20 protein-coding genes are annotated in these 21,012 nt (G+C 62.0%); 14 read left to right on the top strand and 6 right to left on the bottom strand.

What is annotated here, in order from left to right:
- Both ACNPP0_RS15725 and ACNPP0_RS15720 read right to left on the bottom strand, forming a co-directional pair.
- A partial coding sequence (locus tag ACNPP0_RS15725; protein ID WP_448706407.1) for an IclR family transcriptional regulator occupies positions 1–705 on the bottom strand: 705 nt, incomplete at its 3' end.
- Positions 702–1,334: a flavin reductase family protein gene (locus ACNPP0_RS15720; protein ID WP_448706406.1), complete on the bottom strand. Its 633-nt coding sequence runs from the start codon at positions 1,332–1,334 to the stop codon at positions 702–704. The genes ACNPP0_RS15720 and ACNPP0_RS15725, both read right to left, overlap by 4 nt.
- A gap of 248 nt (positions 1,335–1,582) precedes the next feature.
- Between ACNPP0_RS15720 and ACNPP0_RS15715 the strand changes: the two genes are divergently transcribed.
- The 9 genes from ACNPP0_RS15715 to ACNPP0_RS15675 all read left to right on the top strand — a co-directional run bounded on the left by ACNPP0_RS15715 (position 1,583) and on the right by ACNPP0_RS15675 (position 11,778).
- Positions 1,583–2,551, top strand: a complete 969-nt coding sequence (locus tag ACNPP0_RS15715) for a Bug family tripartite tricarboxylate transporter substrate binding protein (RefSeq protein WP_448706405.1) — start codon at positions 1,583–1,585, stop codon at positions 2,549–2,551.
- A gap of 136 nt (positions 2,552–2,687) precedes the next feature.
- The gene (locus ACNPP0_RS15710; protein WP_050449544.1) at positions 2,688–3,068 is read left to right on the top strand and encodes a RidA family protein; all 381 of its coding nucleotides are present in this window, start codon (positions 2,688–2,690) and stop codon (positions 3,066–3,068) included.
- 27 nt (positions 3,069–3,095) lie between these two features.
- Complete coding sequence (locus tag ACNPP0_RS15705) at positions 3,096–4,043, top strand: amidohydrolase family protein (RefSeq protein ID WP_448706408.1); 948 nt, start codon at positions 3,096–3,098, stop codon at positions 4,041–4,043.
- Complete coding sequence (locus tag ACNPP0_RS15700; RefSeq protein WP_448706404.1) at positions 4,040–4,903, top strand: fumarylacetoacetate hydrolase family protein; 864 nt, start codon at positions 4,040–4,042, stop codon at positions 4,901–4,903. Before ACNPP0_RS15705 ends, ACNPP0_RS15700 begins: the two co-directional genes overlap by 4 nt.
- A gap of 13 nt (positions 4,904–4,916) precedes the next feature.
- On the top strand, positions 4,917–5,699 hold the full coding sequence (hpaH, locus tag ACNPP0_RS15695; RefSeq protein ID WP_448706403.1) for a 2-oxo-hept-4-ene-1,7-dioate hydratase: 783 nt from the start codon (positions 4,917–4,919) through the stop codon (positions 5,697–5,699).
- Between the two features lie 10 nt (positions 5,700–5,709).
- Complete coding sequence (locus tag ACNPP0_RS15690) at positions 5,710–6,477, top strand: aldolase/citrate lyase family protein (protein WP_448706402.1); 768 nt, start codon at positions 5,710–5,712, stop codon at positions 6,475–6,477.
- A gap of 398 nt (positions 6,478–6,875) precedes the next feature.
- Positions 6,876–10,127 (top strand): T6SS effector BTH_I2691 family protein, encoded by a 3,252-nt coding sequence (locus tag ACNPP0_RS15685; RefSeq protein ID WP_448706401.1) that lies wholly within the window; start codon positions 6,876–6,878, stop codon positions 10,125–10,127.
- Between the two features lie 145 nt (positions 10,128–10,272).
- On the top strand, positions 10,273–10,929 hold the full coding sequence (locus tag ACNPP0_RS15680; protein ID WP_448706400.1) for a DUF6708 domain-containing protein: 657 nt from the start codon (positions 10,273–10,275) through the stop codon (positions 10,927–10,929).
- Positions 10,930–11,205: 276 nt separating this feature from the next.
- On the top strand, positions 11,206–11,778 hold the full coding sequence (locus tag ACNPP0_RS15675) for a cysteine hydrolase family protein (protein ID WP_448706399.1): 573 nt from the start codon (positions 11,206–11,208) through the stop codon (positions 11,776–11,778).
- A 60-nt stretch (positions 11,779–11,838) separates the two neighbouring features.
- Here the strand turns inward: ACNPP0_RS15675 and ACNPP0_RS15670 are convergent, their stop codons facing one another.
- Together ACNPP0_RS15670 and ACNPP0_RS15665 are read right to left on the bottom strand one after the other, a co-directional pair.
- Positions 11,839–12,084 carry a hypothetical protein gene (locus tag ACNPP0_RS15670; protein WP_223265025.1) on the bottom strand — a complete coding sequence of 82 codons (246 nt, stop codon included), beginning with the start codon at positions 12,082–12,084 and terminating at the stop codon, positions 11,839–11,841.
- A 142-nt stretch (positions 12,085–12,226) separates the two neighbouring features.
- Complete coding sequence (locus ACNPP0_RS15665; RefSeq protein WP_448706398.1) at positions 12,227–13,123, bottom strand: hypothetical protein; 897 nt, start codon at positions 13,121–13,123, stop codon at positions 12,227–12,229.
- Between the two features lie 137 nt (positions 13,124–13,260).
- Here ACNPP0_RS15665 and ACNPP0_RS15660 point away from each other — a divergent pair, with 137 nt between their 5' ends.
- Positions 13,261–13,683, top strand: a complete 423-nt coding sequence (locus tag ACNPP0_RS15660) for a hypothetical protein (protein WP_332608921.1) — start codon at positions 13,261–13,263, stop codon at positions 13,681–13,683.
- A gap of 459 nt (positions 13,684–14,142) precedes the next feature.
- On the top strand, positions 14,143–15,084 hold the full coding sequence (locus tag ACNPP0_RS15655) for a hypothetical protein (RefSeq protein ID WP_448706397.1): 942 nt from the start codon (positions 14,143–14,145) through the stop codon (positions 15,082–15,084).
- A 429-nt stretch (positions 15,085–15,513) separates the two neighbouring features.
- On the opposite strand, the gene ACNPP0_RS15650 is transcribed toward ACNPP0_RS15655, so the two are convergent.
- Positions 15,514–15,726 carry a YbdD/YjiX family protein gene (locus ACNPP0_RS15650; protein ID WP_448706396.1) on the bottom strand — a complete coding sequence of 71 codons (213 nt, stop codon included), beginning with the start codon at positions 15,724–15,726 and terminating at the stop codon, positions 15,514–15,516.
- 19 nt (positions 15,727–15,745) lie between these two features.
- A complete protein-coding gene (locus ACNPP0_RS15645; protein WP_448706395.1) occupies positions 15,746–17,827 on the bottom strand; it encodes a carbon starvation CstA family protein in 2,082 nt (693 codons plus the stop codon).
- Between the two features lie 310 nt (positions 17,828–18,137).
- Between ACNPP0_RS15645 and ACNPP0_RS15640 the strand changes: the two genes are divergently transcribed.
- From ACNPP0_RS15640 to folE, 3 genes are all read left to right on the top strand, one after another.
- Positions 18,138–19,559: a cache domain-containing protein gene (locus ACNPP0_RS15640; RefSeq protein ID WP_448706394.1), complete on the top strand. Its 1,422-nt coding sequence runs from the start codon at positions 18,138–18,140 to the stop codon at positions 19,557–19,559.
- Positions 19,556–20,212, top strand: coding sequence for a response regulator (locus ACNPP0_RS15635; RefSeq protein ID WP_332607716.1), 657 nt, complete (start codon positions 19,556–19,558; stop codon positions 20,210–20,212). Before ACNPP0_RS15640 ends, ACNPP0_RS15635 begins: the two co-directional genes overlap by 4 nt.
- Positions 20,213–20,439: 227 nt before the next feature.
- Positions 20,440–20,985, top strand: coding sequence for a GTP cyclohydrolase I FolE (folE, locus tag ACNPP0_RS15630; RefSeq protein ID WP_006219193.1), 546 nt, complete (start codon positions 20,440–20,442; stop codon positions 20,983–20,985).
- Positions 20,986–21,012 lie beyond the last annotated feature (27 nt).

The following is a 21,012-nucleotide window of genomic DNA, read 5'->3' as shown; positions in this document are numbered from 1 at the left end:
CACCCCCAACCTCTCCGCCATCGCCGTAACCGTAATCGCCCCCAGCGCCACGCCTCCCTCCGTCAACACCGGCACCGCAACCGCACTAGTCCCCGGCATCAACCCCATTGCCGCATGCGCAATCCCCTCCCTTCTTGCCACCTCAACCCGCGCAATCACATCCTCCACCCGCTCCCCCATCACCTCCAGCCTGGCCGCATTCCCCCGCACCAACTCCACACTCTCCTCCCTCCCTAAACTCGCCAACAACGCCACCCCCGACACCCCCACACCCAACGGCCGTCTAACCCCCACCTCAATCGACAGCACCTGTATCGGATGCCTGCCCGTCCGCCGCCCAATACATATCGAATCGTGCCCATGTCGAATACTCAAAGACACCGTATCCCCCACCTGATCGGCCAGCTCGCTCATATACGGGTCCGCCAGCGTCAGCAGCGGAAAGCGCCGCGTCCGCGCCAGCCCCAGCAAACTGATCTCTTGCCCGATCAAATACCGTCGCGTTTCTGAATCCTGTTCAACCGCGCCCTCTTGCACCAGCGTCTTCAGCAAGCGATGCACGGTGGGCCGATTCAAGCCGGACATGCGTTCCAAATCCACCAGCCGCACGCCGCGTTCTTGTCCGCAGGCAATCAGGCGCAGCAGCGCCAAGGCCCTGCGTACCGTCTGCGCGCCGGATGCGCTTTTATCTTCTGATTCGCTCACGTGGCCTCCGGTTTGATAATGGATTTGGGCGTCTGCTGAATACCGCGCTTGGTGACGATGGGGCCTAGCGATGCGTAGTTGGGGCCGCCGATGCGGCAGATGGGGCGTAGTGATGCCGTATCGATCTTGCCGTCTTGCAGCAGGCCATCGCGTATATGGAACATCACCACTTCGCCCACGAAGAACTCCGCGCCGGTGTCGCCAAACGGGGTGACGCTATGAAAGCGGCATTCCAGGCTGATGGGCGCGGCGGCAAGTCGGGGGGTGTCGATGACGGCGCCGGGAAGCACGCTTAAACCCAGCACGTCGACTTCGCTGATTTCGGGCGGGTGTTCTTGGGCGCTGTCGTGCAGGGGATCAAGCAGAGTTTCGTCGCCGACGTTGACGACGAAGTGGCGGTTGGCCAGGATGTTTTCGGCGGTGTCTTTGCGTTTGCCGGCTTTGCGGCCGATGTTGACACCGATCATGGGCGGTTTGTTCGAGACGAAGGTGTAGCAGCTGAACGGCGCCAGGTTGACGCCGCCGTGGGCGTTGACGCTGCTGATCCAGGCGATGGGTCGGGGCACGACGATGCCGCTCATCAGGCGGTAGGTTTGTTCGGGGTTCAGGTCGCTGGCGGGAAAGTGCATGGTGGGTCTGGCTCCGTAGTCCGGATATTGAACATTCAACTATGAATAAAACCGCGTGCGCAATAGGCGCCCAGGGCAATTCTCCGGTGAAACGCGGTCATGCCAGAAGCCGCCCGCAAAGCAACCTGCCAAAAGAGTCCAACATCCGGAACTTTTCTTGAAATTCGGATTGTTCAGCGGCGCGGGAATTTCTAGAGTGTCGTCAAACACAACAAACAAAACGTGATGACACGACCAGGAGACAAACCATGCATCGCAATGCGCTTCGCGCCTGCGCCACGGTGGCGCTGACCGTTCTGACTTCCATGGCGCACGCCGCGTGGCCCGAGAAACCCGTGAAGATCGTGGTGCCCTATCCGCCGGGCGGCAATGTGGATGTGGCCGCGCGGCTGATTGCGCCGGGCTTGCAAGCGGCGTTTGGGCAGCCGTTTATTGTCGAGAACAAGCCGGGTGCGGGCGGGATGATTGCCGGCGAGCAGGTGGCGCGGTCCGAGCCGGATGGCTACACCTTGTTCATGGCGGCGAACGGGCCGCTGCTGTTCTCGCCGCTGATTTTCAAGCGGGATGCGTACAAGTGGGATCGGGACTTTGCGCCGATCAGTTCGGTGTCGTACACGCCGCTGGTGTTGCAGGTGAAGCCGGGCTTGCCGGCGCAGACGCTGGCGGAATTGCTGGCGTTGGCGAAGAAGGAGCCGGGCAAGCTGAACATGGCGTCGCCGGGTGCGGGGACCACGAATCATCTGGTCAGCGAGCTGTTGCAGTCGTTGACGGGCGCGCGTTGGACGACGGCGCAGTACAAGGGCAACGCGCCGGCCACAACCGATCTGTTGGGCGGACAGGTGGATTTCAACTTTGATCAGATTTCAGTGGCGCTGCCGTATGTGAAGGAAGGCCGCTTGCGCGCGTTGGCGGTGACGACGGCCAAGCGCGTGCCGTCGATGCCGGACGTGCCGACGTTTGCGGAAGCGGGTGTGCAGGGCATGGAGGCGGCCACGTTTACCGGGCTGCTAGCGCCGAAGGGCACGCCGCCGGATGTGCTGAAACAGTTGAGCGAGGCGCTGACCAAGATCCTGGCGCAGCCGACGATTATCAAGCGATTTGATGACCTGGGCGCCGAGGCGCGCGGTAGTACGCCCGAGGAATTCACGCGCTATCTGGCAGCGGAAGACGCGCGATGGACGCCGATCATCAAGCGTGCGGGCATCACGGCGAACTAAGGCCAGACCACCGCCGTCGGACCACCGCCTGGCCTGACCCGCCAGCAGCCACGCCCTGACAACCGAACGCATCGCGGCCTTGCCTGGTCATGGCTGCGATGCCGCCCCACCCTCTACTTTCCAAACGGAACCCGCCATGAGCAGACGCAGCATTTACGCCGAAGGCTTCAGCCACAAGAACCCCATTCCGGCCGCGTGCCGGATCGGGCCCATGCTGTATTCGGGCAGCATCCAGGGCACCGACCCCGCCACGGGCGCGTACGGCGCGACGTTGGAGCGCCAGTGCGAACTGATGTTCGACCACGTGCGGCGCATTGTTGAGGCGGGCGGCGGCACGCTGGATCACGTCGCCAAGATGACGGTGTGGATGCGCGACCGCAGCCAGCGCGCGGCGCTAAATGCCGTGTGGCTGCAAGCGTTTCCGGATGCGGAGAACCGCCCGGCACGCCACACGATGCAGGCCGATCTGGATGGCGACAAGCTGATCGAATGCGATTTTGTGGCCGTGATCGGGTAAGGGAGACAGACGATGACTCAAAGCCAAATGACTCAAAGCCAAAGTTCGCAGAATCAATCCGCGCAGAATCCAGCGTCGCAGAAGCAAGCGCCGCAACATTCCCCTTCGCAGTACCAACCCTTCAATCCCCGCCCCACTGCCCCCGCCACCCGCCTGCCGCCTAAGTCCTGCGATAGCCAGTTTCACGTATTCGGCTCCGCAGACCGTTACCCGGTTCGCCCCGGCGCGGCGTACGAGATGCCCAGCGCCACCATCGAGACCGCGCTGGGCCTGCATCGCCTGCTGGGCATCGAACGCGGCGTGATCGTGCAGGCCACGACCTATGGCGCGGACCATCAGGTGGTGCTGGACGGTCTGGCCGCCGCCGGCCCGTCGTATCGCGGTTGCGCGAATGCGGTGGTACTGGCCGAGCGTGACGACGCCTACATTCAGAAGCTGCACGATGCGGGCGTGCGCGGGGCTCGGTTCACGCGTCAGGGCTTGGGCATCAGCATGGCGCCGGCTGTATTCGACCGGGCCATTGCGCGCATTCGTGAACTGGGCTGGTACGCCAAGTTTCAGCCGGAGCCCGACGGCATGATGGCGCAGGCGGCGCAGTTTGAACGGCTGGATATTCCGGTGCTGCTGGATCACATGGGGCGTGCCGATCCCACTGCAGGCGCGGCAGATCCGACTCGGCAGTTGTTGAAGTCGTTGCTAAATCGCGGCAATTTCTGGGTGATGTTGTCGTTGACGGAAAAGATCTCACGCAGCGGCCCCCCTTGGGACGACGTGACACCGCTTGCGCAAGCGCTGATCGCCGCCAACCCCGACCGCGTGGTGTGGGGCAGCGACTGGCCGCATCCCGTCTCCACCAAGCCCACGCCCGACGAGGGCCAGTTGGTGGACCAGTTGGCGCGCTATGCGGGCGACGCCGCGACGCTTAAGAAAATCCTGGTGGACAACCCCGCTCGCTTGTTTGGATTCGACGAATGAAACTGCTGACTTATACGCATGAAGGCCGCACGCACTTTGGCGCGCTGCGGGGCCAGGACCAGATCGTGGCGCTGGACGGAAATGGCTTTGCCAGCCTGCGCGCCGCGCTGGAAGCCAACGCCCTGCCCGCGCTGGCCAAATTGGCGGACACGCTTCCCGCCACGCACAAGCTGAACGAGGTGCGGCTATTGCCACCCATCCCGCAGCCAGAAAAAATCATCTGCGTGGGCGTGAACTACGGCAAGCGCAACGAGGAATACCAGGACGGCAGCGCGCCGCCCGCCTACCCCAGCGTGTTCCCGCGCTTTCCGGGTTCGTTCGTGGGCCATGGCGAACCCTTGCTGCGCCCACCGGAATCCGAGCAACTGGACTACGAAGGCGAGATCGCCATCATCATCGGCAAGGCCGGACGCCGCATTGCTGCCGAAGACGCCTGGAGCCACATCGCGGGCCTGACCTGCCTGAACGAAGGCACGGTGCGCGACTGGATCAAGCACGGCAAGTTCAACGTGACGCAGGGCAAGAACTTTGACGCCAGCGGCTCGATGGGCCCGTGGATGGTGACGGCGGACGAGTTCGATCCCGCCGCGCCACTAACGGTGACCACGCGCGTGAACGGTGAACTGCGCCAGCAAGACGCCACCGACAACCTGATGTTCCCGTTCGCGGAGTTGATCCGCTACATCTCCATCTGGACCACGCTGCAACCCGGCGATGTGATCTCCACCGGCACCCCCATCGGCGCAGGCGTGCGCTTCACGCCGCCGCGCTTCTTGAAGCCGGGCGATGTGGTCGAGGTGGAAGTGGCCGGCATCGGCGTGTTGTCCAACCCCGTGGCCGACGAAGCCGCCGCGTACTGATCAGGAGCTTGCCATGCTTAACGACGACGACCGCGCCCGCGCGGCCAGCCTGCTGCTTGAAGCCGAGCGCAGCGGCGTGCCCACCACGCAGTTGGACCAGGCGTTTCCCGGCATCGAGATTGCGGATGCGTATGCCATTCAGCAACGCAATATCGACCAGAAGATTGCCGACGGCGCCAAGCTGCGCGGCCATAAGATCGGCCTGACGTCCAAGGCCATGCAGAGCACCGTGGGTATCGACGAGCCCGACTACGGCCATTTGCTGGACACGATGTTCTATCAAGATGGGCAGACGATTCCCACCGACAAACTGATCGTGCCGCGCGTGGAAGTCGAGCTGGCGTTTGTGCTGGGCAAGCCGCTGCAAGGGCCGGCCGTCAGCTTATTCGACGTGCTGGATGCCACGGATTATGTGGTCCCCGCGCTGGAACTGATCGACGGCCGCAGCAAATACCCGCGCCGCATCGTGGACAACATTGCCGACAACGCGGCGTGTGCCGGCATCGTGCTGGGCGGCCGGCCGGTGCGGCCGATGGATATTGATCTGCGCTGGGTCGGCGCCCTGCTGCTTAAAAATGGTGTGATCGAGGAATCCGGCGTGTCGGCGGCCGTGCTGGGGCATCCGGCGCTGGGCATTGCGTGGCTGGCAAACAAGCTTGCCCAGCACGACGCCGGGCTGGAAGCCGGACACATCGTGCTGGCGGGGTCCTTTACACGCACCGTTGCGGTGAAACGCGGCGACACGCTGCATGCCGACTACGGCAAGCTGGGCAGCATCTCGGTGCATTTTTCATAAGGCGGCGCGCATGGAACTTCCCATCAATACCTTTAAACGCGCGCTGCGTGAACAGCGCCATCAAACCGGGCTGTGGGTCACGCTTGGAAATGCGAACAGTACCGAACTGGTCGCGGCCAGCGGCTTTGATTGGCTGCTGCTGGATACCGAGCACACGCCCGTGGTGCTGCCGACGGTAATGGCGCAGTTGCAGGCGGCTGGCGCGTATAAGAGCCATCCGGTGGTGCGCCCGTCTTGGAATGACAAGGTGCAGATCAAACAGTATCTGGATATCGGCGCGCAGACCTTGTTGCTGCCGTATGTGCAGAACGCGGACGAGGCGCAAAGCGCGGTGGCCGGTATGCGTTATGCGCCGCGCGGCGTGCGCGGTGTCAGCGGCACGATGCGCGCGACTCGGTATGGGCGTGTGGCGGACTATATGCGCCGGTGCGAAGAGGAATTGTGTTTGCTGGTGCAGGCCGAGACGGGCGAGGCGCTGGAGAACCTGGACGCGATGATTGCGGTGGATGGCGTCGACGGGGTGTTTATAGGCCCCGCGGATCTGGCTGCCAGCTTGGGATATCCCGGCGAGCCGCAGCATCCGAAGGTGATGGCCGAAGTGGAACGCGCCATTCGGCGGGTACGCGCGGCAGGCAAGGCGCCGGGCGTGTTGACGGGGGATGAGGCGCTTGCGCGGCGCTATATCAAGGCTGGGAGTCTGTTTACGGCGGTGGGCGTGGACGCGGCGATCTTGGTGCGGCATTGCGATGCGTTGGCGGAACGGTTCGCGGGAATCTAAGGCCGGCGTTTATCGGCACGGCGATCTTGTGTGCCTTGTCCTGGGCGGAACAAGCCCTGCTGGGCCACATTTGGCCCGATCAAGCCAAATTTGACCCGCTATAACTCATTGATAAAGCACTGCTTATTTTTTAACGGGCCAAATATGGCCCGTTTTGCGTTGGAAATCGCGGCAATTCCGGGTGATTGGCGCAACGCAGCGCGGGCGGGGTCGCGCAAATCCTCCATAAGTCATTGATAGCGTTGACGGTTTTACGTTTCTCTGCCGGCATGGCACGGATATTGCATTAGTCCTTACAGCACTTCGTTTAAAACGCGCCGGGTCGATTCATTTACGACGCTGGGCGCTACTGAATGGCGTGACGTGCTTTACACGCCGAATTGATCGCGGAGTTGATGATGAGTTCGCATGCAAGCTCTTTCGCCCACCAGGCTCGGCTGGCGGTGTTGGAAACGATGGCGGTGCCGATGGGTACATGCCGCGCTTGCGAGCGCAGCGGAATGCCGATCCTGTTGCTGCGCGATGCGCCATTGCCGCCAAGATCCTCGCCGTCTTGGACATCTTCGTCAACGTCGTTGCCGTTCGACCCAGAACAAGACCGCGTACGCATCGATATGCAGCCGGGCAACTATCGCGTACTGCGCGAAGGGTTTGTGTATGTGCTGCTGGATCAGGAAATCTGGCATGCGTATCAAGTGACCGCCGACGGGCACATGCGCCAATATGACCCGTACCGAATGCCCGAGGGCACGCCCCGCCCCTTGTCCAAGGCTTGCACGGGTGTGGGGCACGACGTGCGCGCTTCGTTCATACACGTCGACACCGCGGTCTACAAGGAAGCGTGGATCGCGTTCTCGCAAGATCGGTGGCCTGAGCCGGTGCTGGATGCCTACAAGGCGCAGACGGCGCCATCCGCGCGGTTCTTGAAAGTGGATCTGACGACGTTGCGTGACACGCCGCAGACGGTATTGCACGGGTTGAAATTCGCGGATGGGTTTCTGACCGATCACGTCTGGGAATACCGTTACGACGGGGAAGATTTCGGCAGCCGACATGCCGTGCGTACACGTACCCCCAGGTTTGTGCCGTTGAATGATTACGTCGACGACATCGCAAAGACGCAAGGCCTGCCGCAAGGCGTGCCGGTATTGGCGTTGCCCGAACCGGTGGGCGCGGTGTTGGAATTCAATCAACAACGCCATTTGCTGATTAACGACCGGCTCGCATGGGCGGGCAATGCCGAACGGCAGTATCTACTGTTCACATCGGCGGCGCTGGTGCAGATCAGAGAGTTGGAGAAGACCTGGGCACAGACCCAAGCGGTACAGGAAGTCGAAAAACAGATCGAATACCGCCGACAACACAATGACCATCCCGTGCTGGGCACGCGTTCCCATTTACCGCCGGTGGATGTCCCCCGCGAAACGGAAATCGCGGCCAAGCGCATCACGGCCGAGTATCACGAACGCCTGGAACAACGCTACAGCGAGCCGCGTCGCAAGCAGTTTCAGGACATGCACGATAAGGAATGGCAGCGTCGGCAAGGACTGATAGATACGATGGCGGCCCGCTATGTCGCATGGCTGCAATCTCTGGCTTGGCTGCGCATCGCACGGTACGACTACTCGGCTACCGATCCGCACTCGGCGGCGGCGTACACCAAGATGGTGGCGGCATGCCTGGACGGCGGCCCCAGCGAAGCGCCCCCGGTTGATGGCGCGGATCTTGGTCCCACGCAGCAGCTGTGGAAGGCCTTGCTGGAAAACCCCGACAGTATTCTGTACCAGGCGCTACTAGCCAAGAACGCCCGCCTGCTTGAAGGCCTGCGTCCCACTTTTACGGAAGGCTTCAAGGCCAATGATTCCGGCAAGCTATATGCCGCCATCAAAGACGTGATGGCCTCGCAAGAAGGTGAGATGTATCTACGCAGCACCGTAAGGGACGCGGTAGGCCAATTGCAAGGCGCGATGATCAACGCGATGTTGACGATGGACGCACGGGCGCAAGAACAGCTTCTACCCGTGGCCGCCACCGTGCATCAAGCCGCCCTGCTGCTATGCGAGCGCGTCCAAATGCTGCGCGTTCAGATCGAACTGACGCTGGGCGAGTATCAGGAATTACTCACCCAACAGATGCGCCAGGAATACGACAAGGCCGCAAAGGAAACCGGCAAGAAAGCCCGTGCGCTGATATTCAGCGGCATGCTGACCCTGCCTGGGCCGGCACAGAACCACATATTCAAAGCCACGTTCTGGGTGGCGGATACCGCTGAAGGACTGAAAAACAAGCTAACTGCAATGTCCAACGCCACGGCGGACACCCTGGAAGGCAGTTGGCGCAGCGTGGTGGTGGGCATTGGCGGCCTGGAACCGAAGGCACATGCAATAGCCGGGCAACTACGGACCACTGCTGCGGATGCAAAGCTACGCGCGCATACCGCCTTTGTTGGAATACGCGGGATGGCGAACTTGGATTTAGCGCTATCCATGGGCGCGTTGTTCTTTCAGCAAGATGGGCTGGCAAGAAGCCTGCAAGACCTGGAGCGCGTGATGGGAGACAAATACCCAGAAGCCGTCGCGGGCGTGGCGGCAAGCGCGGTGGGGGTGGTGGGCGTCAGCATTGAAGCGACGGGGTTGGGAATAAGAAGCGTGGCCCGGGCGATGGAGAAAGCCTCAATCGCGGACGTACGCGCGATGAACGCGTTGGCGCTGGGCAAAGGGATGATTCGCTTTGGCGGCGTGACAAGTGCTCTGTCGGGTGTGGTTGAGGGGGTGCAGTTTGGAATTGCCGCAGTACGAGCAATGCGGTCTGGCGATGGCGAAGCACGAGACAGCTATATCTATGCTGGCATCCTGTCGGCCGCCTCCGGCTTGGCAGCAACATACGCGGCTTGGGCGAGCGCCTCCTCATTGCTAGGACCGCTTGGATGGGCTATCGCCCTGGGTATGCTGGCCTACGCAGTTTCCATTTCTGCTAAGGGAAGCGAGTCAACGGCAATCGAACAATGGGCACGCCGCTGCTACTTTGGAAACCATGACGAAACGCCTTCCATCTGGTGGAACTCGGCCAAATCGGTCCCTAGCATCCCGAGGTACGCGAGCGAAGACCTAGAAACTCAGAAAACTATCGCGGCCAATATTGACAAGGATATAGCCATTAGCGCGCTGAATGCTGCGTTGATCGGGATGCAGACAGATCTCGAATTTCGTTTTGCACCGCGATTATCTACGTTGCCAGCCATCGGCGCAGGAATGCAATGGGGAACCACGCTCACTTATCACGTCAAGCTTCCCATGTGGGATCCGAATAAGTCGGGATACGCCATGACTTTGGCATTGAAGCGCTACTCGCCTGAGCAAATCGTAATTGCAGAGCATCACAACTCACCCAGGATTGGCGAAATATCTGACCACCCCAAGCGCCCCGGATATCGAATAGACGACCAAGCAACGCGTCGACCTACCAGAGACGCGGGTGTACTGGGCGGCTTGCTTTTGCTTGATATCGGCGAGGCTGATATCGAATTTGCAACGCTTCGAATCAAGTACTGGCCAGATATCTCTGATCCAGGAGGACACGCCGAAGTAACGGTGATCTCTACTCGGAAATGCATATTGAGCGCTGCAAAAATTGCACAAGATTCAATCTAGGAAATTAATGTCGACCAAGAATCTCCCCACGCGCAACGGACCTACGTTAGCTGCCCCACATCCAGGTTGGGTCTGCGACCTCACCTTGCCCGGAGAATCCGCACCTCGGCTAGACGGCCCGCATCCCCCGCTCCCCATCAATTCGATGAACAACATTCACTTGGAAATCAGCCGCAGAGGGCAAAAATTGCGCGGGCTGATGCTCATCCTGTCCTTGGTCGGCATTGCGTGGCTCGTATTCGCAGTGCCGAAAATCATCATAGGCAGGACAGGGTTTTCTCACTTTATAAAAGCTATACCGATTACGGTCGGAATGCTTTGGTGGACCATTTTTATGATTCGGGTCGATACCGCCATTCCCCGTGACGAACCCATCCGCTTCAATCGCTTGCGCCGCGAGGTCTACGTCTACAGCTTCCACTACATATGGTGGAACCCCTTCGCCCGCTGGTACGTCACAACCCGCGCCTACAACTGGGACGATCTTCGCGCCGAAGCCTGGCGCCAACGCGGCGCCACCGCGCAAGGCGGTTTGATCTTCACGTGGGGCGTATCCATCGCCGTCGTCAAGCCCGGCACGAACCAGGTCATTGATCGATTCCCCTTAAGCGTGGGCCAGGATGAGGGCAGCTCCTGGGATTACGTTCGCGCCTACATGCAGCACGGACCCGACGCCTTGCCTCCCGTGGAGACGTTCAACGATCCAGACGAAGTGCCGCCCTACAACCTAGCCCTGCGTCTTGCGCCTAAAGTCCGGTGGCCGGCGCAAATCGACGCGGAGTCGCGTAGTGCGCCTAGATAGAAAGATGGAAACCTTGATACCGGGTTCCGCGCCAGTGACCGCGCCCCAATTCGCACCTAGCTTGGCGTCCAAGTCACCTCACTTGCACAACCGCTAAAGCTGTCTGGATAACGCGGTCCGACACTTTTTTAGCTGGACATTTTTTAGCTGTCCATCTGCCTTGTTTCCGTCGCCTCGTGCTAAAAAATACAGTCCCGTCCGGAACCTGATATCGATGACGCCACTACCGAAGCGGTATGCCGCGGTGAAACTGCCCGCCTTGTGGAGCTCGCGCCCATGAGCATCCTAGACACCCTCGTGCCCGCCCGCAGCGCGTTGTTGGTCATGCATTATCAGACCGACATCATCAATCTGTTCCCTTCTGTCGCGCCCACCTTGCTAGCGAATACGCGCACGCTTTGCGACGCGGCACGGCGGCAAGGGATCAAGGTTTATTTCGCGCAAATTCGGTTCAGTCCGGGCTATCCCGAAGTCAGTCCGCTAAACAAGAACGGGCAAGGCATCAAGCAACTTGGCCTTTTCACGGGCGACCAGATTTCCCCTGAATTGGGCCGGCAGCCCGACGAGCCGATCATCATCGCGCATCGCGCCAGCGTGTTTTTTGGTACGGACCTTGAATTGCGGCTATCGGCACAAGGCATCGATACGCTGCTGATGGTGGGCATTGCGTCCACCGGCGTGATGCTGTCGTCGATTGCGCATGCCAGCGACGCAGACTACCGATTGTTTACCGTCAAAGACTGCTGCTACGACCCGGATTCGATTGTGCACGAGCACCTGTTTTCCACCGCATTCGCGTCGCGCACCACCGTGCTGTCGCTGGTTGACGCGTTGGCGTTGCTGACGTAGCGGGCGGGTCCGCGAACGGCGGCACCCCATGGACGCCGCGCGACGACATTGCGGTGTAAATCACTTGGCCGGCGCAAATATCACTTTGACGGGGTTGTCCGCCTTATACGAAGCGGAACGCGGCCCGGACTTTGGATCAAATCCGGGATGCCAGGCCCGAAGCTCCGCCTCCGACAGCCATTCCAGTTGCAGTTGATCGTCGGGCGCATACGACTGGAACTGCGCCAACGCATTCACCGCAGACTGGCAGTTTTCTGATACGCCGGACTTCAGGACCGAGACCTGGGTTTGCGAAGTCGATGACATGGCGCCCGGCTCAGCGCATTTGCGAACTTCTACATGGTATTGGCCCTGTGGCGAAGGCAGATCCACAATGATTTTGTTTGGCCCGCATCCCGCCAAGAGCGCGGTCGATAAAGCGAAGAGTGCAAAACTTTTTATCATTAAGCTACCTTGAACTTTTCAATGGATTCAGACAACAAATAACACTGCCAGAAATGCTGCCTGACACCTTTATCACAAGATGGGCGATGCCACCCTGCCCGCCCTCACAAATGCCGGTGGCTGCACACCATTGCCTGCCCCGTAACCCGATCAACTTTGCGATGCCTTGCGCGTCTTCTTCAGCCAGCCCTTCCATGCGTACCATCCGAAAACCCATCGCCAAGCTGTAGCGCCAGTCGAGCTCTAGAATTCGATAATCAACGCCGTTTTGTTCACAATGCCATTTCGCGCCCGGGTCCTCGTATGCTGCGCCGATAAAGTCCACGTGCGAATCAAACGGCGGCATGGCTTCCAACGGTTCGCTCGATCCGGGCAGGCAGGGTTCCGACAGGTTTTCACCGACGGCAACGCTTGGATTCGGGCCATCAAACGCCAGCAGCATCAGCGGGAAATTTCGTGGGTCCTGGTCATGGGCGGCGCGGGTGTCGGCGCTTAGGTACGAACGCGCGGCCGGGCCCAGGCAGTATTGCGGGCTGTGCCAGTCGCTCCTTTCGTAGTCTTCGAAAAGCGGATCGGGGGTAATGCCGTGTTGCGCCAGCAGGGCCAATGTTTCTTCCAAGGTGTCGTCGTACCGAATTGGCAGGTCGGCGGGCAGATGGCCTGCCTGTATGTAGCGCGCCACCAGTTCGCCGGTTGACCAAACGCCTTCCGGATTTTGATAAGAGCCTTCGTTCAAGCCGGCCAGCCCGAATCCCAGGTTGGAAATGGCGCGATACGGTATTTGCTTGCCTTGCGGTTCCAGCACATAACCGCCTTTCAGCAGTTGCGCTTGCAGCGCGTGCCAATCCGGCGGTGGCAAATGAAAGTCGCGCGGGCAAATGAATTGGTGGTGTTCAGACACTGATCGGGGCGCTTATTAGCTTGGGACTAAGGATGACGTTGCAGCGTATGCCAGGCCTCGCGGGCCACAGCCAGCCGCAAAAGTCTAAATGAAAATCCAGGATGAACGGCGCGCGTGATCGGCATAAACTTGCCACCATGCCTACATCGTCAGACCTCTTTGCCCCGCCCAAAAAGCAGCTTGCCGCGCGCCAGAATTCGCTGCTGTGGGTGCTAGAGCCTCTGGAGCGCGACGCCAATTATCAACGACGGAAGATGTTTGGCTGCGATGCCGCGTATCTGGATGGCGCGCTATATTTGGTGGTGGCCGACCGTGATGAGCCTTGGAATGGCGTCATGGTGTGCACTTCGCGCGAGCGTCATGCGGCGCTGCGCGAAGAGATGCCTAGCCTGTTGCCGCACCCCGTGCTGGGCAAGTGGCTGTATCTGCCGCAGTCGGATGACGCGTTCGAGGCGCTGGCCTCGCATCTGGCGGCGCTGTCATTGGCGCGCGACCCGCGTTTGGGGGTGGTGCCCAAACCGCGCAAATCACGCCGGAAGTCTTGGCGGTCGGGCGAATAGGCGGCGCGGTGCGCGCACGGGCGCTGGGCCTGTCCTAAGCGGCGATGCGCGCCGGGCCAGCCTTGCCGAGCAGCGGCGCCAACCGCGTTTGGGCTTAAGCGATACCTGTCGGGCCATATTTGGCCCGATCGAGCCAATTATGGCCCGCCGTAAGTCCTTGATAAAGCGGCGCTTAGTTTTTATCGGGCCAAAACTGGCTCGGTTTTCGTTGAATACCCGGTCAATTTCGAATCGCAGACACTGCGCCACGCTAGCCTCCACACACGATAAATCCGTAAACCGTTGATAGCGTTGAAGGTTTCATTCCGACGCCGCGCATGGCATGGATATTGCATTAGTCCTGGCAGCACTTCTTTTTGAAAGGCGCCCTGCCCTTGTGGCCGCGCCGCGCAACCAGGACGACGCTATGCCTACGCACGCACTTTGCCGCTGTCCGGCTTCTTGCCGGATGCCGCCACGATGACATCGTTTGCGGCTTTGCTTGCCCGGTCCCGAAACGCCGACCAGGGCTTTTATCTGTTGATCGATCCCCAGGCTGATCGCGCCGACGATAGCCCCTTGCATCCCGACAAGCTGCTGGCGCGGTTTCCAGCGGAGGCTATCGCGCCCGTTTTGCGTGCGGATCTGGCACACGACACGTCCGCCTGTCCCAAGCTGATCACGTTGGCTGAAGCGGGCCAGCGGTTCGATCTGGATGCGCTGCGCCTGACGGTCAACACCGCGCTGGCCGAACCCATCGGCGGCAAACGCATGGTGTGCGGTTGGCTGAACAGCCCATCGCCTTTGGCTGTATTGGCCGAGGACCTGGCGCAGCGCTGCCTGGTGCCGGATCAGGATGCGCAGCGCGTCATACCCCTATTCGAACCGTTGCGGCTGGAGTTGTTGGCCGTTAGTTTGCGCGAGCGCATGGGCTCGTGGTTGAACCCCATCACGCAGTGGATCGTGCCGAACAGCGCGGGCCGCTTGTTGCAGCTGCGCAGCCACAACAACACGCCGACGCCGGTTTTCGACACGGCGGACATGAACGCGCAGCACCTGGCGCCGTTGGTTGGCAACGTGTTGACCGCGTGGAAGCGGCTGGCCGATCAGCCGATGCCAGCCGACGCGCGCGTGTTGGCGCCCTTAATGCAGGACAAGCCCGGCCCCGCCACGCACGCGGCCGCCAAGGTCTTGTCGCATCTGCGGCGCACCCATGTGCTGGGGCTGCGCAACGCCTCGGACCGCGTGACCTTTGCCTTGAAGCATCTGACGGTGCACCCGCATCTGGAAACGCATCCACGTATTCAGCAGTGCATTCAAGAGGCGGTGGCCGGCAACGCTCGGCTACTGGATTCTTTTGCGGCGCTGGGTACTGCGGAATGGCGCGACGTGCTTTATACCCTGAACAGAGTGCGGAGTTAACGATGAGTTCGAATGCCGATTCTTTCGCCCACCAGGCTCGGCTGGCGGTAGACATGGGTGGAAATTCGCGCCCGGGTTCGGGCCGTTGAATGAGTGTGTGGACGACATCGCGAAGACGCAGGCGCCGGCGCGGCACGTGCCGCTACAGCGAGCCGCGTCGCAAGCAGATTCAGGACATGCACGACAAGGAATATTTGACATCCCCCAGCACGAAAATTGCAGGAAACTCTCGGGGGAATTAATGACAAGCACAAAGCACTCCGGTCGGGGCAGACCTACTTTGGCGGCCCCATATCCGGGTTGGGTCTGCGACTTGCCCCCACCCGGGGAACCCGCCCCGCCGCTGGTCGGGCATCCCCTGCCTTGGCGCCACCACCCCAAAATAAACAAGCCCCACACGGGGGCTTGTTTCACTGTTTTCACTCAAACTCAGCAGCAGCCAATTCGCTTCTTGCCGCCGTATCGCGCGTCCTGGCGTTCGCGGAAGAAGGCTTCGTAGGTCATCGGCTTTTGGTCCGGGTGGGTGCGCCGCATGTGCTCGACATAGGTTTCGTAGTCGGGCACGCCGACCATCAACCGTAGCGTTTGGCCCAGGTAGCGGCCGGCGGCGCCGGCTGCCGAGGTCATGTTGCTGAACAGCATGCGGCGTCTCCGTTGGGGGTCAGTCGGCGCCGGCGGCGGCCGGCAGCGCTTCGTACGGCGTCTCGCGGGACGTCGGCTTGTTCTCGGCGCGGGCGCGCTGCACCGACTTCACACCGAAGACCACGATGCTGATCACCACGAACATGAAGATCGCGCACAGGCCGGCGTTGATGTAGTCGTTGACCACGACGCGCGACATTTCCTTGAGCGAATGCGCGGGCGCCAGCACTTTGCCTTCCGCGATGGCGGCGTTGTACTTGTTGGCGTGGGCCAGGAAGCTGACGCGCGGATCGGCATGGAACAGCTTCTGCCAGCCGGCGGTCAGCGTGCATGCCAGCAGCCACAGCGTGGGCAGGATCGTGACCCAGGCGTAGCGGTCGCGCTTCATCTTGAACAGCACCACGGTGCCCAGCGTCAGCGCAATGGCGGCCAGCATCTGGTTGGCGATGCCGAACAGCGGCCACAAGGTGTTGATGCCACCCAGCGGATCGACCACGCCCTGATACAGGAAGTAGCCCCAGGCCGCCACGCACAGCGCGGTGGCGATCAGGTTGGCGGGCAGCGAATCGGTGCGCTTGAGCGAAGGCGCGAAGGTGCCCAGCAGATCTTGCAGCATGAAGCGCCCGGCGCGTGTGCCGGCGTCGACGGCGGTCAGGATGAAAAGCGCTTCGAACAGGATCGCAAAGTGGTACCAAAACGCCATCATGCCGGGGCCGCCGATGGCCTGATGCAGAATGTGCGCCATGCCGACGGCCAGCGTGGGCGCGCCGCCCGCGCGCGAAATGATGGTGCTTTCGCCGACGTCCTTCGCCGTCTGGATCAGGTCTTGCGGCGTGACCACGAAGCCCCAGCTGGAGACCACTTGCGCAACCTGATCGGGCGTGGTGCCGATGACGGCGGCCGGGCTGTTCATGGCGTAGTAGATGCCCGGCTCGATCACGCAAGCCGCGACCAGCGCCATGATGGCCACGAACGATTCCATCAGCATGCCGCCGTAGCCGATGTAGCGGGCCTGCATTTCGTTTTCGATGAGCTTGGGCGTGGTGCCCGAGGCGATCAGCGCATGAAAGCCCGACACCGCGCCGCAGGCGATGGTGATGAACAGGAACGGGAACAGGTTGCCCGACCAGACCGGGCCGGTGCCGTCCACGAACTGCGTCAGCGCGGGCATCTTCAGTTCTGGCGCCACGACCACGATGCCGATCGCCAGACCAAGAATCGTGCCGATCTTCAGGAAGGTGGACAGGTAATCACGCGGGGCCAGCAGCAGCCACACCGGCAGCACGGCGGCGATGAAGCCGTAGACGATCAGGATCCAGGTCAGGCCCTTGCCGTCGAAGTCGAACATGGGGCCGATCACCGGGTGGGCAGCCACGTCCTGGCCGAAGGTGATGGCGGCCATCAGGCCGACGAAGCCGATGATGGAGACCTCGCCGATCTTGCCCGGGCGGATGTAGCGCAGGTACACGCCCATGAACAGCGCGATGGGAATGGTGGCGGCCACCGTGAACGTGCCCCACGGCGAATGCGTCAACGCCTTGACCACGATCAGCGCCAGCACGGCCAGGATGATGACCATGATCATGAACGCGCCAAACAGGGCGATGACGCCCGGGATCTTGCCGAGTTCAGACTTGACCAGGTCACCCAGCGAACGGCCGTCGCGGCGAGTCGAGATGAACAGGATGGTGAAGTCCTGCACGGCGCCGGCGAACACCACGCCCGCCAGGATCCACAGCATGCCCGGCAGATAACCCATCTGCGCGGCCAGCACCGGGCCCACCACGGGGCCGGCGCCGGCGATGGCGGCAAAGTGGTGGCCGAACAGCACGTGCTTATTGGTCGGCACGTAGTCCAGGCCGTCGTTGTGTTTCCAGGCCGGCGTCATGCGCGAGGCGTCCAGCTGGAACACGTTCTTTGCGATGAAACGGCTGTAGTAGCGGTATGCGATCAGGTAGACGCAGACGGCGGCAATTACCACCCAAAGCGCGTTGATGGTCTCTCCTCTGGCCAGCGCCACGGTGCCCAGCGCAAACGCGCCCAGTACCGCAACCGCCAGCCAGACCAGGTGCTGACCCAGTCCCTTACTGCTGGTTTGCATAAGTGCTCCTCATGCCTGCCGCCATGCTTGTGGCGTGAAACGCTTTTTTCGTCTCGCGGAAGGCAGACTCATTGTTGTGGGGTGGCGGGTGCGCAAGCGCCCGCGCTGCGTCCTGCTGGACGCGGGCGTTAGTATTTCGTTTTGCCCCCCCGCCAACAAGCGCGGAACTACGCAATCCGGGTACGTGTTACTACGCAATGCGCCGCAACATAAAATGGCGGAATCCGTTGAATCCTCGCTTTTAATCAATACCCTCCGTCTGGCCGCCACAATGCGGCGGCGCACCAATTACCCCGTAGACAGAATTCCCATGAAGCTGCGCTTGAAGATCCTGCTGCTTGCCGCGGTGCCCTTGTTGGTGGCCTTGGCCGCCATCACGGTGGCCGTCTATGTGCAGGGTTTGCAGCTGGCCCAGCGCGAAAAGCAGGTGGTGGAAAACGCCTGGCTGGCCAGCAAGGAAAGCGAACTGCGCCATTACGTCAGCCTGGCTTACAGCGCGGTGGCGCCGTTGCAGGCCACGGGCGACGACGAGGCTACCCGCCAGAAAGCGCTGGAACTGCTGGCGCAGATGGAGTTCGGCCATGACGGCTATTTCTTTGTCTACGACCTGCAAGGCAAGAACCTGATGCACCCGCGCCAGCCCGAGCTGGTCGGGCAAGACCTCTGGAACCTGCGCGACACGCGCGGGCAAGCCGTCATTCAGAACCTGCTGGCGGCCGCGCGCCAGGGCGGGCAGCAAGGCGAGGTGGTGCACTACCTGTGGGAAAAGCCGTCCACGCACCAGACCGTGGAAAAACTGGGCTATGTCGTCGTGCTGGACCGCTGGGGCTGGATGCTGGGCACCGGCATCTATCTGGACGACGTGGAGCAGGCCCTGGTGCGCATCGATGCCGCCGCGCAGGCCAACATCCGCAGCATGTTTGCCTGGGTGGCGGGCATTGCCGTGGTGTCGATCCTCTTTGTGGCGGCCTGTGGGCTGGCGCTGAACATCAGCGACCACCGGCAGTCCGACGCCAAGCTGCGCCTGATGGCCCAGCAGGTGGTGCGGTCGCAGGAAGACGAGCGCGCGCGCCTGTCGCGCGAGCTGCATGACGGCATCAGCCAGGTATTGGTGTCGATCAAGCTGTCGCTGGAAGCCGCCCGGGAAAGATTGCGCCACGCGCCGCCCGCCGACCCGAACGCCCATGCCCATATCGACAAGCCGCTGGGCGGCGCGCTGGACCGCCTGAACACGGCGGTGGGCGAAGTGCGGCGCATCTCGCACAACCTGCGCCCCACCCTGCTGGATGACCTGGGCCTGCCCGCCGCCCTGGAACACCTGGGCCGGGAGTTCGCCATCCCCAGCACGGACGGCGCGCCGCCGCTGGCCGTGCACCTGTCCACCACCGGCCAGCCCGTGAAGCTGCCGGACGCCTACGCCACCGCGCTGTTCCGCGTGACGCAGGAAGCGCTGACCAATGTGATCCGCCATGCCCACGCCACGCGCGCCGACATGACGCTGGCCTACTCCGCGCACGATCTGCGGCTGACCATCACCGACGACGGACGCGGTTTTGATTATGCGCAGGTGCAGGAAGACCCGCGACGCGGCATCGGCCTGCGCAACATGCGCGAACGCCTGAACGCACTGTCCGGCAACCTGAGTTTTCATTCCAGCCCGCACGGTACAACCTTGCAGGCCTGGCTGCCGCTGCCCCCGGCCGCCCTTCCCACTTCAACGAGCCCCGCATGAATTCCACCCCCGACGCCATCCGACTTCTGCTGGTTGACGACCACCCGCTGGTACGCGATGGCCTGCGGCTGCGGCTGGAAACCGTGCCCCGCCTTCAGGTCGTGGGCGAAGCCGGCAACGCCGCCGCCGCGCTGGCGTTCCTGGCCGCGTGCCAGGCAGAAGCGCCGCTTGGCGACACCCTGCCCCACCTGGCGCTGATGGACCTGAACATGCCGGGCGGCGGCGGGCTGGAACTGACGGCGCAGCTGCACGAACGCTATCCGCAGATTGCCGTGCTGGTGCTGACCATGCACGACAACCCGGAATACATGGTGCAGGCGGTAAAGGCCGGGGCGCGCGGCTATCTGCTCAAGGATGAGCCGGCCGAGGAAATCGTAACGGCCATCAGCGCCGTGATGGAGGGCCGCAGCTATTTCAGCGCGTCCGTCGCGGTGCGCCTGTCGCAGGCCAGTGCACCGGCCACCATGCTGACGCAGCGGGAACGCGATGTGCTTCGCCACATCGCCTCTGGCCAGGCCAACAAGCAGATCGCGCATGCGCTGGGCCTGTCGGTGCGCACGGTGGAAACGCACCGGCTGAACATCAAGCGCAAGCTGGGTATTGACGGGCAGGCCGAACTGATCAAGTACGCGGTGGAAAACCGGGGGGTATGACGGGCGTACCGAAGGCCAGGGCCGGGCGGCGCGTCAATGCGGCTTCACCCTGCCCTGACCGACGTCTGGCGCGCCTATGGCCCACCGATGACCCACCGATGACCCGCCCATGGCGTAGGGTTACCCATGATTGCAAGCGCGCGCTGCGGTAGACTTGCCAGCATTCCCGCGTCATTGACGCGGCACGTCAGCATGCCACGATGAACGTGTTGCCCCTGGAGTCCCCCATGTCATTGGAAAAGAACTACACCGCCATTCTCGAAGCGCTAGGGGAAGACCCAAGCCGCGAAGGGCTGGCCGATACGCCCGCCCGCGCGGCCAAGGCCATGCGCCACCTGTGCCGTGGCTACGCGCAGAACCTGGATGAAATCGTGAACGGCGCGCTGTTCACGTCCGATACGCGCGAAATTGTCCTGGTCAAGAACATCGAACTGTATTCGCTGTGTGAACATCACATGCTGCCCTTCATCGGCAAGGCGCACGTGGCGTATCTGCCGGCCGGCAAGGTGCTGGGGCTGTCCAAGGTGGCCCGCATCGTCGAGATGTACGCGCGCCGCTTGCAGATTCAGGAAAATCTCAGCCGCCAGGTGGCCGAAGCCGTGCAGAAGGTAACCGGCGCGGCCGGCGTGGCCGTGGTGATCGAAGCGCAGCACATGTGCATGATGATGCGCGGTGTTGAAAAGCAGAATTCGTCGATGGTCACGTCCGTGATGCTGGGCGAATTTCATGACAACCCGTCCACCCGCGCCGAATTCCTCAGCCTGATCCGCTGATCGTTCCAGCACGCCACAACGGGCCGG

The sequence above is a fragment of the Achromobacter semiaridum genome (genome assembly GCF_053543755.1).
Note: the sequence above shows the minus strand (reverse complement) of the source record. Positions and strands in the feature narration are given on the sequence as shown.